This window comes from Paralimibaculum aggregatum, assembly GCF_030270585.1.
Classification (GTDB): Bacteria; Pseudomonadota; Alphaproteobacteria; order Rhodobacterales; family Rhodobacteraceae; genus Thermohalobaculum; species Thermohalobaculum aggregatum.
The window spans coordinates 133,671-149,476 of sequence record NZ_BSYI01000003.1 but is presented as its reverse complement, the minus strand read 5'-3'; the positions used below and the strand labels follow the sequence as shown (position 1 = coordinate 149,476).

Sequence of the window (15,806 nt, the reverse complement as noted above, 5' to 3'; positions counted from 1 at the left end):
GGCCTCTCAGCCGGCCGCAAGCGCGCGGATCTCGGTGAGGAGATGCGCCGGCACCGCGAGCCCCTCGGCCGCCGCCTTCTGCCGCGCGGCGAGCCCGCGGCGGCCCGGCAGGCGCGCGCCGGGATCGGCCTCGATGGCCTCGGCCAGGCGGGTGACCCGCGCCGCCACGGCGTCGCCGCAGCCCGGATCGATCGCGATCAGGAGCTGGCCCGCCGCCGGCGCCGCCCCCTCGGCATCGAGGAAGCTGCTCGCCTCGAAGCTGAGCGACGGCCCGGCGAGCGCGCCCGCGAGAAGCTCGACCATCAGCGCCAGCGCCGCGCCCTTGGCGCCGCCCGCCGGCAACATGGTGCCGGCCAGCGCCGCCTTCGGGTCGGTGGTGGGCCGGCCCTCGGCATCGAGCGCCCAGCCCTCGGGGATCTCGCGCCCGGCCTTGGCCGCCGCCATCACCTTGCCGCGGGCGACCTCCGAAAGGGAGAGGTCGATCACGATGGGCGCCGCGCCGGCCAGCGGCGCCGCGAAGGCTATCGGATTGGTGCCGAACAGCGCCGTGCCGCCGCCCCAGGGCGCCATCGCCTTCGGCGTGTTGGCCACCATCAGCGCCATCAGCCCGGCCTCGGCCAGCGCCCCGACCTGCAGACCGAGCGAGCCGCAATGATGCGAGCGCCGGATCGCCGCGGCGGCGATGCCCTGCGCCGCTGCCATCGCGGCCAGCTTCTCCCGCGCGAGATCGAGCGCGGGATAGGCGAAGCCGGTGCCGGCATCCACCGAGAGGAAGCCCGGTCGCACCATCTCGGCCGCGGGCTCGGCAAAGCCGTCGACCTTGCCGGCCCGGGCCTGCGCCGCATAGGACGAGACCCGGGCGAGCCCGTGCCCGCCCTGCCCCTCGGCCTCGGCCGCGACCAGCGCCCGCGCCACCGCCCGGGCCTGCGCGGCGCCGGTGCGACTGGCCTCGAGCGCGGCCGCGACCAGATCCTCGGCCGCGGCGAGCGTGAGCCGCTCGCCGCCGTTTTCCGCCTCCGTCACGCCGAGCGGTAGAGCTTGGTCATCGAGAACTCCCGATGGCCGAGGGTCTCCGCCGCGGTGTTGCGGCCGTTGGCGGTGCGGGTGATCATCTCGATCAGCGCATCGCCCGCCTGGTCGATGGTCATCTCGCGGGTCAGCACGCCGGTGACGTCGACATCGATATGCTCCGACATCGTGCGCAGCGTCCGCGGGTTGCCCGAGATCTTGATGACCGGGACGATCGGATGGCCGACCACGTTGCCCTGGCCGGTCGGGAAGGTGTGGATCACGTAGCCCGCCGCCGCCATCAGCGTGACGCATTCCGCCGCCGCCGAGCTGGTGTCCATGAAGTAGAGCCCCGGGCCCTGCTCCGGCGCCTCTGCCGGGCCGAGCGCGTCGATATAGGTGCTGGTCCGGCCGATCTTCTCGAGGTTGCCGAGCGCCTTCTCCTCGATCGTGGTCAGCCCGCCGAGGATGTTGCCCTTGGTCGGCTGGCTGTCCGAGAGATCGGAGGTCTTGTTCGGCTCGATCACCTCGTCCTGGTAGGCCTGGAAGATCTTCATGAACTTCTCGCCGGCCTCGGGGGTCGCGGCGCGCGACTTGCAGATGTGCTCGGCGCCGGTGATCTCCGAGGTCTCGCCGAAGCAGCCGGTGAGGCCGTGCGGGATCAGCTTGTCATACATGTTGCCGACCGTCGGGCAGGAGGACAGCCCGGTGGTGGTGTCGCTCTCGCCGCATTTGGTCGAGACCCAGAGATCGGTGAGCGGGCACGGCTCCTTCTGCAGCTCGGTGGCCCAGTGCACGAACTCCTTGGCCTTCCACGAGGCGGCGCGGATGGTCTCGAGATCGCCGTTCTGCTCGATCGAGAACTCCGCCACCGGCTTGCCGGTCTTGCGGATGCCGTCGGCGATGATCTTGGTCCAGCCCGGCTCGATGCCGATCACCACCACCGCGGCGACGTTGGGGTTGGCCCCGGTGCCGATGATGGTGCGGAAATGCAGCTCGAGATCCTCGCCGAACTGCAACCGGCCATAGGAGTGCGGGATCGCGATGGTGCCCTGGATCAGGCGCGAGACGCCCTCGGCGGCGGCGTTGGAGATGTCGTCCACCGGCAGGATCAGGACATGGTTGCGCACGCCCACGCGGCCGTTCTCGCGGCGCCAGGCATTGACCGTCACGTTGCTTGCATCGAAAGCCATGTCACCACCGCTTGGTTTTGAGGTTCTGGGTGTGGAGATGGCCGCCCTTGGCCACCGGCGCGACGATCTTGCCGATGTCCTCGCCATACTTGGTCGCCGTGTCGCCCACCTTCAGGTCGTCTAGCGCGACCTTGTGGCCGATCGGGATGTCGTCCTTCGCGGTCAGGCGGAACTCAGAATTGTCCTCGGTCACGACGCAGAGCATGTCGGTCCCGGCGGTCAGTCCCTCGACGACCACGACGCCGCAATTGTCCTTGCGGTCGTGCACGAGGAGCTGGGGCACGGATGATGAGGTCATCGGGCCTCCTTCCCTTTCCAGAGTTGTGATATAAGATATCTTGTACATGTATCGGCGAGTCGGACCAATGGCAAGAGACAACAGAGCGGATCGGAGCATTCGATGAGCGAGACCGACGCGAGCGGGCCGGAGGATGCGCGGCTGGTCGCCCTGCCCCTCTACAAGCGGGCCGAGGAGGCGATGCGCGCCCGCATTGCCGACGGACGATGGCCGCCGGGTGCCCGCCTGCCCAACGAGCCGCGGCTGGCCGAAGAGTTCGGCGTGAGCCACGGCACGCTGCGAAAGGCGCTGGCCGCGCTCGAGGCGCAGGGGCTGGTGGAGCGCCGCCCGGGCCGCGGCACCCGCGTTGCGCGGACCACCGACGAGGCCGCGGTCTATGCCTTCCTGCGGCTCTGGGACACCGGCGGCGAGCGGGTGATTCCCGAGCCGCTCTCCGAGGCGCTGGCGGAGGACACCGCGACCCCGGCAGAGGTGGAGGAGCTGGCGCTTGCGGAGCCGCGGGTCTGGCGCCTCACCCGCTGCCGCGGCCATGCCGGGCGGGCGGTGTCGCTCGAGCGGATGGTGCTGCCGGTGGCGCGGTTTCCCGAGCTAGGCGCGCACCGGCCGCTGCCGAACTCGCTCTATCCCTTCTACGAAAGCGCCTTCCGGCAGTCGGTAGTTGCAGCCCGCGACGATCTGACCGCCGAACCCGCGGATGCGGAGGCCGCCGCGGCGCTTTCGGTGGCCGAGGGCGCGCCGCTGCTCTGCGCCGCCCGCGTCGCGCGCAACCTCTCGGGCGAGCCCGTGGAACTGCGTCGAAGCCTCTATCTGACCGCCGGCATCGCCTATCGGGTCGATCTCAGCAAGTAGCGCCAACGAACTGCTGCGAGCCGCTGCAACGAGGCCTGCGACACAAGCTGTCGCCGGCTGGCGGATTCATGCTTGAAACCGGCGGAAACGCTCCCTCTGTCGCCGGAATTTTTCTTGCCCGGCCGCGCTCGGCATGTTTCGCTCGGGGCGACAAGAAAACCTGAATCCTGACAGGGCTGGGAGACGAAGATGTCCAAGCTTATGATGACCGATCGCAAACTGCATCCGATGGCGGAGCAGTTCGTCGAGACGTTGCGGCGCGGCGAGATGAACCGGCGCGAGTATCTTGCCTCGATGATGGGCGTGGGCGTCACCGCGGCCGGCGCCGCCGCACTCGGCGGCTTCGCCCTTCCCGGCGCGGCGCGCGCCGACGAGGCGCAGAAGGGCGGCACGCTGCGCATCTCGATGGAGGTCAAGGAGCTCAAGGACCCGCGCAGCTTCGACTGGTCGGAAATGGGCAACGTGGCGCGGCAGAGCCTCGAATATCTCATCCGCTGGAACCGCGATTTCACCTTCTCCCCCTGGCTGCTCGAGAGCTGGGAGGCCAATGACGACGCCACCGAGTTCACGCTGAACGTGCGCCAGGGCGTCAAGTGGTCGAACGGCGACGATTTCACCGCCGAGGACGTGGTGTTCAACCTCAACCGCTGGTGCGAGAAGGGCGCCGAGGGCAACTCGATGGCCGGCCGCATGGCGGCCCTGATCGACGCCGAAACCGGCATGGCCCGCGAGGGCGCGATCACCATGGTCGACGACCACACCGTCAAGCTCACCCTGCTGAGCCCCGACATCACCATCATCCCGGGCATGTCCGACTATCCGGCCTCGATCGTGCATCGCAGCTTCGACCCCTCGGGCGACCTGCTCAGCCAGTTCAACATCGGCACCGGCCCCTTCGAGATCACCGAGTGGCAGGCCGGCGTGCGCGCCGTCGCGGTGAAGCGCGAGAACTACTGGAACGGCGATGTCCATCTCGACCGCGTCGAGTGGATCGACCACGGCACCGACCCGACCGCGATGATCGCCGCGCTCGAGTCCGAGGAGGTGGACTGCAACCACCAGACGCTGGCGGACTCGATCGACCAGCTCGACGCCGTCGGCCTCGAGAAGAGCGACATCACCACCGGCGGCACCATCGTCGCGCGCTTCAACGTCACCGTGGCGCCCTATGACGACGTGCGCGTGCGCCGCGCCGCGCAGCTCGCCTGCGACAACGCGATCACGCTCGCGCTCGGCTACGACAACCGCGGCGCCCCGGCGGAGAACCACCATGTCGGCCCGATGCATATCGAATATGCCGAGCTGCCGCCGATCAGCCGCAATGTCGAGGAGGCCCAGCGCCTGCTCGCCGAGGCCGGCCAGACCGATCACGAGTTCGAGCTGATCTCGATCGACGACGACTGGCGCCGCGCCACCACCGATGCCATCGCCGCGCAGATGCGCGATGCCGGCATGAACGTGAAGCGCACCGTGATCCCCGGCGCGACCTTCTGGAACGACTGGACGAAGTATCCCTTCTCCACCACCAACTGGAACGGCCGCCCGCTCGGCGTGCAGGTGCTGGCGCTGGCCTACCGCTCCGGCGAGGCCTGGAACGAGAGCTCCTATTCCGATCCGGAGTTCGACGCCGAACTGACCAAGGCCATGGGCATCGCCGACCCGGACGCCCGCCGCGAGGTGATGGCCAAGGTCGAGAAGATCCTGCAGGACAGCGGCGTCATCATCCAGCCCTACTGGCGCAGCCTCTACCGCCACCAGCATCCCTGGGTGCACAATTTCGAGCAGCACCAGGCCTTCGAGCACCATCTCGAGAACGTCTGGATCGAGAGCTGAGCGCGCCGGCATGATGGCGGGCGGCCCGCGCGGCCGCCCGCCCCGCCCCACCGCCGGGCCGCAGACGGGGGACGGGCCGACAGCCGATAAGAAGCCAAACGGCCGCTCTCCAGGGGGCATCGCATGCTGATCTTCATCCTCAAGCGCCTTGGCGTGATCGCGCTCTCGATGGTCTGCCTGACCCTCGTCGTCTTCTACATGGTCAATCTCGACCCCAATCTCGAGAAGATCGCCAAGACCCAGGGCTCGATGCGCATGACCGATGCGGAGGTCGAGAGCTGGCTCGAGCGCAACGGCTACCGCGAGCCCTTCCTCGAGCAATACGGCAGCTGGCTGGTCAATTTCGTCCAGGGCGACATGGGCGACAGCCTGCGCTTCCAGAAGCCGGTCGAGGAGGTGATGCCCGAGCGCCTCGGCTATACCGGCATCCTGATGTTCTGGGTGATGCTGGTGATGGTGCCCGGCGCGCTGATCATCGGCGTGCTGGCAGGGATGCGCGAGGGTTCGACGCTCGACCGAAGTTTGTCGGTGGCCTCGATAACATCGACATCGGCGCCGGAATACGTCACCGGCATCCTGTTCACGGTGATCTTCGCCTCGACCCTGGGCTGGTTCAAGGGCATCGCCTCGACCCGCGAGATCACCTTCGAGAACTTCACCCTGCCGGTGCTCACCATGTCGATCTACGGCATGGGATACATCGCACGCATGACCCGGGCCTCGATGGCCGAGGTGATGACCAGCCAGTATATCCGCACCGCCCGGCTCAAGGGCATGGCCTTCCGCCAGGTGGTGCTGAAGCACGCGCTCAGGAACGCGCTGATCGCCCCCTTCACGGTGATCATGCTGCAGTTCCCCTGGCTGCTGACCGGCGTCGTCATCGTCGAGGCGATGTTCAACTACAAGGGCTTCGGCTGGCTGCTCGTGCGCGCGGCGGAGAACAACGACATCGATCTCCTGCTCGCCTGCTCCTGCGTCGCCGTGGTGGTGGTGCTGCTGACGCAGCTCATCTCCGATATCGGCTACGCCTATCTCAACCCCCGCATCCGCGTGCGCTGAGGGAGACCCGGACATGGAGCTCGAATACCTCACCACCGGCGGCATCATCGCCGAGAGCCTGAGCCGGTTCATTCCGGTCTGGATCGCGCTGGCGGTCACCCTGGTCGGCGGCTGGTTCGTCCGCGACCGGCTCTCGACCTTCGGCCGGCTCTACGGCTCCCCCGTGGGGCTGGCCGGCATCACGCTGGTGCTGTTCTGGGTCTTCACCGCGCTGTTTGCCGACATGATCGCGGTGCTCGAGGCGCGCGAGGTGGCCTTCCTGATGAAGAAGGCGCAGCCCGGCGGCATCGACCCGCAATCGGGCATCGCCTTCCTCTGGGGCGGCGACAACCTGGGGCGCGACGTCTTCTCCCGGGTGGTCTACGGCTCCCGGGTGGTGCTGATCATTGCCCCCGCCGCGACCCTGATCGCCTACATGGTCGGGATCACCCTGGGGCTTCCGGCCGGCTACAACGGCGGCTGGATCGACAGCGTGCTCTCCTTCGTGGCCAACCTCGTGCTCGCCTTCCCGGTGATCCTGCTGTTCTACCTGCTGGTGACACCGGAGATCCGCGCCCTGCAATACGACACCTGGCTGCTCGGCTGGATGGGGGTGGGCTGGTCGATCCCGCGGGCGATGGCCGCCTTCTTCTTCCTCTTCCCGATCCTGTTCCTCACCATCATGTGGTTCACGAAATACGAGAAGAACCGGACCAGGCTGCTGACCTATGGCGGGATCACGGCGCTCGTCGGCTTCTGGATCTATTTCGGCATCGCCTTCGGCTGGGAGCCGAAGATCGGCGAGATCCCGCTCAACCTCGCGCTCGACCCGAACGAGCTCAACGTCTTCGCCGCCGTGGTCTTCGCCTCCTCGCCCGGCGTCTTCCGCATCGTCCGCGGCCTCACCATGGACATCAAGACGCGCGACTACGTGGCGGCGGCGCAGACCCGCGGCGAGCGGCCCTGGTACATCATGCTCTGGGAGATCCTGCCCAATGCCCGCGGGCCGCTGATCGTCGATGCGTGCCTGCGCATCGGCTACACCACGATCCTGCTCGGCACGCTCGGCTTCTTCGGCCTCGGGCTCGAGCCGGAGAGCCCGGACTGGGGCTCGATGATCAACCACGGCCGGCAGTTCGTCCGCCTCGCCTCGACCGCGCACATGGCGCTGTTCCCGGCGCTGGCGCTGATGCTGCTGGTGCTGGGCCTCAACCTGATGGCCGACGGCCTGCGCGAAGAGAGCCTGAAGGACTGAGACCCGTCCCCGCCCGGCGCCGGGATCGGCGCGCGCGGGTGGGCGGGCGGGGCGCGCGTCGAGCCCGGCGCCGGGCGGGGACGCCAGACAGGAAGGAGACCGCGATGACCGCGACGCTCGAGCAGACCGAGGCCCGGCAGGGCACCACCCCGATCCTCGAGATCGAGGACCTCAATATCTCCTTCTACACCCGCAAGGGCGAGATCCCCGCGGTGATGGACTTCTCGATGAAGGTGATGCCCGGCGAGACCATGGGGCTGGTCGGCGAGTCCGGCTGCGGCAAGTCCACCGTCTCGCTCGGCATCATGCGCTATCTCGGCAACAACGGGCGCATCAAGTCCGGCTCCATCAAGTTCATGGGCCGCGACATGGCGGCGATGTCCGAGGAGGAGCTGCGCCAGCTCCGCGGCTCCAAGATCTCCATGGTCTACCAGGAGCCGATGGCCTCGCTGAACCCGGCGATGAAGGTCGGCCAGCAGCTCACCGAGGTGCTGACCATCCACGAGGCGATCTCGGAGGAGGAAGCCCGCCAGCGCGCCGCCGAGATGGTCGCCGCCGTCCGCCTGCCCGACCCGGACCGGATCATGGGCGCCTATCCGCACCAGCTCTCGGGCGGCCAGCAGCAGCGGATCGTGATCGCCATGGCGCTGCTCTCGCGCCCGCAGCTCCTGCTGCTCGACGAGCCGACAACCGCGCTCGACGTCACCGTCGAGGCCGGCATCGTCGAGCTGATCAAGGAACTGGCCCGCGAGATGGGCACCTCCATGGTCTTCGTCAGCCACAATCTCGGGCTGATCCTCGAGACCTGCGACCGCATCACCGTGATGTATTCCGGCGAGGCGGTCGAGGAGGGCGACATCGAGACCGTGTTCAACAAGATGCGCCACCCCTACACCAAGGGCCTGCTGCGCTCGATCCCGGTGCCCGGGGCCGACAAGTATTCGCGCCCGCTGGTGGCGATCCCGGGCCAGCTGCCGCTGCCGCACGAGCGGCCCCGGGGCTGCAATTTCGGCCCGCGCTGCCCGCATTTCGAGACGAAATGCGATGCCGGGCTGATCAGGATGGCCGATCTCGGCGACCGGCACCGCTCGCGCTGCGTGCGCATCGACGAGATCGACTGGCAGGCCGATGCCGCCGATGCCGAGATCGCCGAGCCGATCGAGCTCGGCGACGTGGTGCTCTCGGTCGACAACCTCAAGAAGCACTACTCGGTCTCCACCGGCATGTTCGGCGGCGGCGACCGGCGCACGGTGAAGGCCAACGAGAGCCTCACCTTCGACGCCAGGGAGGCAGAGACGGTCGCCATCGTCGGCGAGTCGGGCTGCGGCAAGTCCACCTTCGCGAAGGTGCTGATGGGGCTCGAGACCGCCACCGAGGGCGAGATCACCCTCGGCAACATGGATCTCGCGCATCTGCCGGTGGAGAGCCGCGGGCCTTCCACCGTCAGCCAGGTGCAGATGGTGTTCCAGAACCCGTTCGACACGCTCAACCCCTCGATGACCATCGGCGACCAGATCTGCCGGGTGCTCGAGATCTTCGAGATCGGCGCCAACGGTGCCGAGCGCTGGGAGAAGATGCTGGAGCTGCTCGACCTGGTGAAGCTGCCGCGCGAGTTCGCCACCCGGATGCCGCGCCAGCTCTCCGGCGGGCAGAAGCAGCGCATCGGCATCGCCCGCGCCTTTGCCGGGCGCCCGCGCCTCGTGGTGGCCGACGAGCCGGTCTCCGCGCTCGACGTCTCGGTGCAGGCGGCGGTCACCAAGCTGCTCACCGACATCCAGCGCGAGAGCCGCACGACGATGCTCTTCATCTCCCACGATCTCGGCGTGGTGCGCTATCTCTCCGACCGCGTGGTGGTGATGTATCTCGGCGAGATCATGGAGCAGGGCCGCACCGAGGACATCTTCTCGCCGCCCTATCACCCCTATACCGAGGCGCTGCTCTCTGCCGTGCCGGTGGCCGACACCCATGTGAAGAAGCGCCACGTGGTGCTCGAGGGCGAGCTGCCCTCGCCGCTCAACCGGCCGCAGGGCTGCCCGTTCCAGACCCGCTGCGGCTACTTCATGCCGGGCACCTGCGAGAAGCCGCTGCCGCGCCGCGAGATGGGCGAGGGTCACGTGATCTCCTGCCACCTCTCCACGGAGAAGCTCAACGCCATGGAGCCGGTGATCACCCTCGAGGAAGCCCCCGCCGCCGAGTGACGGCTGCGCGCACCTGCGTCGCGGGCGCTCGCGAAGGCTGCGTTCGGGCCGCCGGTGTTCCCGGCGGCGCCGGGCGTTGCATGTAAGGTTGCGGCCCGCGCGCGCCGACATTTCGGCAGAGATCGCGCCAGCGTCTCCGTGTCGACGACCGGCATGCCGCGCAGCCGGTGCCGCCAGCCGCTCCGCACAGCGCTGCGGGAGCCAGGCCTGCCGCCCCTGCCCGTCGTGGTCTTCGCCGCGATCGCGGCCGCCAGCGGGATGCTGCAGCCGCTCGAGACCGGGATGCAGCCGGTCGGGCCTGACGCACGCGGCGGCACGGCCGAAGGGATGTGAGGACAGACGGTTCAATCACACGGGTTGCCCTCTCCGGGTGATCGAGCCTCCTGCGACGTTGCCGCACGCGGTGGCGGGCGCAGAAACGCGGCGTCACGCCGGCGCCAGATCATCCAAGATCTGTTGGAATGACATGAAGCGGTCTCGCCGCGTGCCTCGCTGCGGCGTGCCGCGGTCGCCCGCGACCACGCTTCTTCGCAGATTGCCCGAGGAAGGACACATCATGGCGTTCACCCGCACCATCGCCCGGCGCGCACTGCTCACCGGAACCGCTGCGCTTACGCTTGTCGCCGCGCTCCCCGGCGTCGAGGCCGAGGCCAAGACCCGCGGCATGCCGAAACCCGACACGGCCGCCACCACCGCGGGCGAGATCGCCGCGCTCGACGCCGATGCCAATGCCAGCGCGGTGCTGGCCCGGCTGCTGGCCGACAGCCCCGCCGCCGCCGGCATCATGGGCTTCCCGACCGTCGAGGCCAACGCCTTCCAGATCGGCTCGGAGACCGCGATCGGCCGCCTCACCGCCGGCAGCGAGACCAGCTGCAGGCGCGCCACAGGGGCCTCACTGGACCTGCAGATCGGCAGCAGGTCGCTGAGCCGCGGATGGCCCCGGCGATCATCGAAGGGCTCCGCGCGGGCAATCTGATGAACCTCGGCGTCGATGCCGAGATCTCGAGGTCGACAGCGAGGCCGGCATCGTCGAGGCGGCGCTCTCGGCCGAGATCGCCTGTTTCGCGATCAACGAGGAAGGCACGGCCCATGGCCTGCGGCTGCAGAGCCTCGAGGTCGGACCGATCACCCCCAGCGCCGAGTGAGCCGGGCCGGGCCGCGGGGGTCTCGCCGCGGCTCAGCACCTGCTCCCCCGGCCCCCCGACCCCGGCCGGTCATGCGCAATTCCGGCTTGGAATTGAACATGCGTTCACCTAGGCTCGCGCTCTGAGGGAGACGCGCATGGCCAGGCGAGCCGGCTCACAGGGCGAGAAGACCGAGGCGGCGATCCGCGACGCGGCGCTGAAACTGATCGCACGCTGCGGCTACGAGGCGCTCTCGATGCGCCGGCTGGCCGAGGAGGTCGGCCTCGGCGCCGCCGCGATCTACCGCTACTTCCCAAACAAGCAGGCGATCCTGATGGGGCTGCTCGAGCGCCACATGCTCGACCTGCTGACATCGTGGGAGCAGGCCCGCCTGCCCGCCGCGCGCCCGGCGCCGGAACGGCTGGAATGCTTCACGCGCTTCCATATCCGCCACCACCTGCCGCGCGCCGAGGGCGTGTTCCTCAGCTACATGGAGCTGCGCAGCCTGACGCCGGACAATTTCGACCGCATCGAGGGGCTGCGGCGCAGCTACGAGAGCGACCTGGCGGCAATTCTCGAGGCCGGGCGGCGCGAGGGCAGCCTCGCCGCGCCGGCGCCGCGGGTGACCGCCCGAGCAGTGATCGCCATGCTCACCGGGCTCACCACCTGGTATCGCAAGAGCGGGCCGCTGACCCCGTCGGAAGTCGAGGCGATCTACTGGCGCCTGGTCGCCGGCATGGTGGGCCTCGCGCCGCAGGAGCGCGCGAGCGGGCCCGAGACCACCTCCGCCCCGGCCTGAGCGCCGCCGTTCGAGCACGCCGTCCGAGCGCCCCGGCCGGGCACGCCGTCCGGGCACGCCGCAAGAGGAGCCACCGATGATCCGCACCGCCCTTCTCCTCGCCGCCCTGGTGTTCCCGGCCGCTCCGGCCTGGAGCTGGATGCCGGAGGAGGCCGAGCCCGGCGATGTCGCGGCGCTCGAGGCCTGCACCGCGGCGCATCTGCCGGCGTTCGCCGAGGCCGAGGCGCGCTGCATCGGCAGCATCTCGGAGCCCTGCATGGGCACCCCGGAGGGCGGCACCACCATCGGCATGACCGCCTGCCTCCACCGCGAGCAGCTTGCCTGGGACGTGATCCTGAATGCCGACTGGCCGAAGCTCCGCGCGCTGGCGAAACGCATCGACGAGGACCAGGCGGTGGAGGGCATGACCCTGCCCTCCTATGCCGAAACCCTGCTGACGGCGCAGCGGGCCTGGCTCGCCTGGCGCGAGGCGGAGTGCATGAACCAGGCCGCGGAATGGGGCATCGGCAGCCATGGCCGCGTGGTCCATGCCGCCTGCTTCATGCAGATGACGGGCGAGCGCACGCTGCTGCTGCGCGCCCGGCTGACCGATGGCGAGCGCTGACCGGGGAGACCTGCCATGGGCCGCATCGAGATCCGGGTCGCCGACATCACCACCCTCGACGTCGATGCCATCGTCAACGCGGCCAATACCGCGCTGGCGCCGGGGGGCGGGGTCTGCGGGGCGATCCACCGCGCCGCCGGGCCGGGGCTGGCGGCAGACTGCGCGCGGCTCGGCGGCTGCCCCACCGGCGAGGCGCGGATCACCGGCGGGCATCGGCTGCCGGCGCGCCGCGTGATCCATGCGGTCGGGCCGGTCTGGCATGGCGGCGGCTCGGGCGAGGCCGCGCTGCTTGCCGGATGCTACCGCAACGCGCTGAACCTGGCGGCGGAGGAAGGGCTCGCCTCGATCGCCTTTCCGGCGATCTCCACCGGCATCTTCGGCTATCCGCCGGAGGCGGCGGCACGGGTCGCGGTGGCCACGGTTGCCGGGAGCCTGGCGCAGCATCCCGGCATCGCGCTGGTGGTGCTCTGCGCCTTCGACGCGGCGGCGGCGGCCCCGCTCCGCGCCGCGCTGGCCGGGCAGCAGGGCTGAAACCGCCTATTCGGCGCGCTGCATCGCCCGGATGTGCTCGATCAGCGCGAGGATCTTCTGGCTCACCACGGTCTCGGCCGAGGCGCCGCCGCGATCGGCATCGCTCTGGCGGTTCTCCAGCCGGCGATACTCGTAGCCCCAGATCGGCATCTCCCGCGGCCCGTGGGCGAGCAGCTCGGTGCGCCCGTCGATCACCCGGTAGATGTCCTCGAAGGGAAAGCGCCCGCGATTGTCGATGGCGAGCACGGTCAGATCCGCCGGCTTGACCTTGAGATAGAGCTCGTAGGGACCGTCGCCGCGGCCCTCGAGACCGTGGCAGATGGCACAGCGCACGGCGTATTCATGGGCGCCGTCGATCTCCGCGGCGAGTGCCGGCGCGGCGACGGTTGCAGCGAGCGCGAGCGCCGGCGCGATGTGGCGAAGGACGGGCATGGATCTCTCTCCCTGGCTGTGGGTGGCTGGGAGCAGACTGGCACAGCGGCCCGCCGCGCGGCCTTGACACCCGTCAATGCCGGGGGCCCGCCGGGCGGGTGCGGGACCGTCCCCCGCGCGGATCAGGGGGGCGGCACCCGCTTCGGGCGGGTGGCTTGAAGGCCGCCGGCCGCGGGGCGGCCGGCCTCTCAATAGGTCGTGTCGTAGCCCCGGAAGCCCTGCACCACCCAGAGCGCATAGGAATACTGGCGGTCGCCATGGGTGGCGAAGCGCCCGGCATCCACCTCGATCGCCTCGTCGAAACGGGCCGCGATCGCGCCCGCCGCCGCCGGGTTCAGCACCGCGAGGAGCAGACGGCGGTCGTCGCCCGGCTGCAGCGTCGCCACCATCTCGTGATGGTTCGCCGGCAGCAGGTCCGGGTTCCAGACGGCGATCCGGTCCCAGCCGAGCCCGCCGAGCACCATGCATTCCGAGAGCCGCCGGCGGTCGGTGGCGAGCAGCGCCTCGGCGCCCTCCTCGGCCATCGCCCCGAGCGCCAGCTCGCAGAACGGCGGGCCGATGCGCACCTTCTTGAACGGGTCGCCCCAGCGCGGCAGCTCCGGCCCGCGCGCGCCATAGAGCGCGGCGAGCCCCACCATCGCCGCCGCCGCCAGCGCGCCGAGCCCGAGCTGGCCGCCGAGCAGGAGCCGTCGCCGCCCGGCCTCGAGCAGGAAGCGGACCGCCAGCACGGTCCCGGCGAGATAGGCCGGCGCCGCCCAGTTCGGCTGCGCCCGCGTCGTGAAGGCCAGCACCGCGATCGGCAGGAGCAGCCCCGCGGTCTGCCAGGCCATCAGCCGCATGCCCCAGTCGTCCAGCCATTGCCGCCGGTTCCAGAAGGCCGCGAGGATGCCGAGGAAGATCACCGGCCCGATCACCCCGAGCTGCGCGCCGAGGAACTCCGCCAGCGCCCCGGGATTGCCGTAGCCATCGCCCGGATCGGCATCCTCGGCGACATGGCTGACGGTGGCGAAACCGTTCTCCGCGTTCCAGAGGATGTTGGGCAGCAGCACCAGGAAGGCCACGCCGGCGGCGATCGCCACCCCCGCGAGATCCCGCCCGCGCGCCGAGAAGAGCCCGTAGCCGAGCCCGCCGATGGCGAAGGCGACGGCGGTGTATTTCGCCAGCCCGCCGAGGCCGAGAGCGAGGCCCAGCACCGCCCACCAGAGCTTCGAGGCGCCCGGCTCGCCGGCCCGCACCAGCGCATAGAGCGCCGCCGCCCAGGCCGCCATCATCGGCGGGTCGGTCGAGACGATCAGCGCCGAGACCGTGACCCCGGGCGCCGCGAGATAGGCCGCCGCCGCCCAGAAGCCGGTGCGCCCGTCCCAGATCCGCCGCGCGGTGGCAAACAGCAGCCAGCCGATCAGCCCGTGCGCCAGCGGGCTGGCGAGGCGTAGGCCCAGCCCGCCCTGCCCGAAGAGCTCGGTGCTCAGCCGGATCAGCGCGCCGACCCCCGGCGGCTTGGAGAAATACCCCCAGGCGAGCTCCTGGCCATAGGCCCAGTACTGCCCCTCGTCGAAATGCGGCGGGATCAGGTCGAGCGCCAGCAGCCCGACCCGCAGCGCCGTGACGCCGAGCACCAGCGCCAGCGCCCACCAGCCCCAGCGCGCACGCTCGGCCGCCGCGGCCGCCGCCTTCGCCCTGGCGCCGCGGGGCGCCTTGGCCTTGGCCTTCGGCTTGGCGGGCTTCGGCTTTGCGGCGCCCGTCTGGCCGGCTTTCGGCGCCGCGGGCTTCGGCTTTGCCCTGGTCTTCGGCTTCGGCGCCTCGGGGGCCTCCGCGCCCGGCTGCGCCCCGGCCCGGCCCGAGCCTGTCTCGCCATCGTCCGAGCCTGCCGCACCCGCCATCCGAGCCCCCTCCAAGCCGGCGGAAACCCCCTCCGCCGCGGGCCCCTGATACGCCATCCCGCGGCGGTGCAAAAGGCCGCTTCTCGGCTCCGCGACAGCGCTGCCGGATGGCCGCAACCCCGCCTCGCGAAAACGCGAGCGCACCGTTAGCAAAACTTTATCCCGGTTGCGCGGCGGGACCGACCGCGCATCCCGTTTGACGTGGACGAACCAAAGGAGACTGCCATGAAACGGCTCACCCGACAGATCGTCACCCTGACCGCCGCCCTCGCGCTGCCGGTGCTGGCACTGCCCTCCGCGGCCGAGGCGGCGCCGCATGACCGCGCCCAACGCGCCTGCATCCAGGCGGTGAAGGCGGAGACCGGCGCGCGCCGGCTGCGCGATGTCGCCGCCGCGCGCCAGGGCAGCGGCTTCCGCGTCACCGGCGTGATCGTCGAGCGGCGCGGCGCCAACGACCGCTTCGCCTGCAACACCACCCGCTCCGGCGCGGTCCGCAAGGTATGGATCGACGAGCGCGGCCGCGGCACCCGGCAGGGGCCCGGCGGCAATCTCGACAGGCGCGACGACCGCCGCCAGGACGGGCATCACGGCCGGCAGGATCGCCGTGACGACCGCTACGGCCATTCCCCGGAGGCGGATGCCGTGCGCGTCGGCGTCGTCATCGGCGCCATCGTCGGCAGCCTGATCGAGGAGGCCGGGCGCCGGCACTGACCGGCCGCGCCGGCGCCCCCCCCCCGAGGCCTTGTGCGGTCTTGACGGGGGCG

The 15,806-nt window shown here is 70.4% G+C and carries 15 protein-coding genes; 10 read left to right on the top strand and 5 right to left on the bottom strand.

Translation table 11 applies throughout. From position 1 onward, the window contains the following. Positions 1 to 6 precede the first annotated feature (6 nt). From QSJ97_RS02900 to QSJ97_RS02890, 3 genes are read right to left on the bottom strand one after another with little or no spacing between them, the layout of a single operon-like run. Positions 7 to 1,023, bottom strand: a complete 1,017-nt coding sequence (locus tag QSJ97_RS02900) for an Ldh family oxidoreductase (protein WP_285670040.1) — start codon at positions 1,021 to 1,023, stop codon at positions 7 to 9. After that, positions 1,020 to 2,201, bottom strand: coding sequence for a UxaA family hydrolase (locus QSJ97_RS02895; RefSeq protein WP_285670039.1), 1,182 nt, complete (start codon positions 2,199 to 2,201; stop codon positions 1,020 to 1,022). The genes QSJ97_RS02900 and QSJ97_RS02895 overlap by 4 nt, the downstream gene beginning before the upstream one ends. Before the next feature lies 1 nt (position 2,202). Then, a complete protein-coding gene (locus QSJ97_RS02890; protein ID WP_285670038.1) occupies positions 2,203 to 2,499 on the bottom strand; it encodes a UxaA family hydrolase in 297 nt (98 codons plus the stop codon). 102 nt (positions 2,500 to 2,601) lie between these two features. On the opposite strand from QSJ97_RS02890, the gene QSJ97_RS02885 reads away from it, so the two are divergent. The 9 genes from QSJ97_RS02885 (at position 2,602) to QSJ97_RS02845 (ending at position 12,730) form a co-directional block, all read left to right on the top strand. Continuing rightward, positions 2,602 to 3,348 carry a GntR family transcriptional regulator gene (locus QSJ97_RS02885; protein ID WP_285670037.1) on the top strand — a complete coding sequence of 249 codons (747 nt, stop codon included), beginning with the start codon at positions 2,602 to 2,604 and terminating at the stop codon, positions 3,346 to 3,348. 189 nt (positions 3,349 to 3,537) lie between these two features. Beyond that, positions 3,538 to 5,181: an ABC transporter substrate-binding protein gene (locus tag QSJ97_RS02880; protein WP_285670036.1), complete on the top strand. Its 1,644-nt coding sequence runs from the start codon at positions 3,538 to 3,540 to the stop codon at positions 5,179 to 5,181. 123 nt (positions 5,182 to 5,304) lie between these two features. Further along, the gene (locus tag QSJ97_RS02875) at positions 5,305 to 6,240 is read left to right on the top strand and encodes an ABC transporter permease (RefSeq protein ID WP_285670035.1); all 936 of its coding nucleotides are present in this window, start codon (positions 5,305 to 5,307) and stop codon (positions 6,238 to 6,240) included. Positions 6,241 to 6,253: 13 nt separating this feature from the next. Beyond that, a complete protein-coding gene (locus QSJ97_RS02870; RefSeq protein WP_285670034.1) occupies positions 6,254 to 7,474 on the top strand; it encodes an ABC transporter permease in 1,221 nt (406 codons plus the stop codon). A gap of 104 nt (positions 7,475 to 7,578) precedes the next feature. Next, positions 7,579 to 9,672 (top strand): dipeptide ABC transporter ATP-binding protein, encoded by a 2,094-nt coding sequence (locus QSJ97_RS02865; RefSeq protein WP_285670033.1) that lies wholly within the window; start codon positions 7,579 to 7,581, stop codon positions 9,670 to 9,672. 556 nt (positions 9,673 to 10,228) lie between these two features. Continuing rightward, complete coding sequence (locus QSJ97_RS02860) at positions 10,229 to 10,648, top strand: hypothetical protein (RefSeq protein ID WP_285670032.1); 420 nt, start codon at positions 10,229 to 10,231, stop codon at positions 10,646 to 10,648. A gap of 305 nt (positions 10,649 to 10,953) precedes the next feature. Continuing rightward, positions 10,954 to 11,595 carry a TetR/AcrR family transcriptional regulator gene (locus QSJ97_RS02855; protein ID WP_285670031.1) on the top strand — a complete coding sequence of 214 codons (642 nt, stop codon included), beginning with the start codon at positions 10,954 to 10,956 and terminating at the stop codon, positions 11,593 to 11,595. 76 nt (positions 11,596 to 11,671) lie between these two features. Further along, positions 11,672 to 12,199 carry a lysozyme inhibitor LprI family protein gene (locus tag QSJ97_RS02850; protein WP_285670030.1) on the top strand — a complete coding sequence of 176 codons (528 nt, stop codon included), beginning with the start codon at positions 11,672 to 11,674 and terminating at the stop codon, positions 12,197 to 12,199. A gap of 15 nt (positions 12,200 to 12,214) precedes the next feature. Then, entirely contained in the window at positions 12,215 to 12,730 is a 516-nt protein-coding gene (locus QSJ97_RS02845; RefSeq protein WP_285670029.1) for a macro domain-containing protein, read from the top strand. A gap of 6 nt (positions 12,731 to 12,736) precedes the next feature. Here QSJ97_RS02845 and QSJ97_RS02840 read toward each other — a convergent pair whose 3' ends face one another. Both QSJ97_RS02840 and QSJ97_RS02835 read right to left on the bottom strand, forming a co-directional pair. Continuing rightward, the gene (locus QSJ97_RS02840) at positions 12,737 to 13,162 is read right to left on the bottom strand and encodes a c-type cytochrome (RefSeq protein WP_285670028.1); all 426 of its coding nucleotides are present in this window, start codon (positions 13,160 to 13,162) and stop codon (positions 12,737 to 12,739) included. 188 nt (positions 13,163 to 13,350) lie between these two features. Continuing rightward, positions 13,351 to 15,042, bottom strand: coding sequence for an ArnT family glycosyltransferase (locus tag QSJ97_RS02835; RefSeq protein ID WP_285670027.1), 1,692 nt, complete (start codon positions 15,040 to 15,042; stop codon positions 13,351 to 13,353). 225 nt (positions 15,043 to 15,267) lie between these two features. Here QSJ97_RS02835 and QSJ97_RS02830 point away from each other — a divergent pair, with 225 nt between their 5' ends. Continuing rightward, positions 15,268 to 15,753: a hypothetical protein gene (locus tag QSJ97_RS02830; RefSeq protein ID WP_285670026.1), complete on the top strand. Its 486-nt coding sequence runs from the start codon at positions 15,268 to 15,270 to the stop codon at positions 15,751 to 15,753. Positions 15,754 to 15,806: the final 53 nt, after the last annotated feature.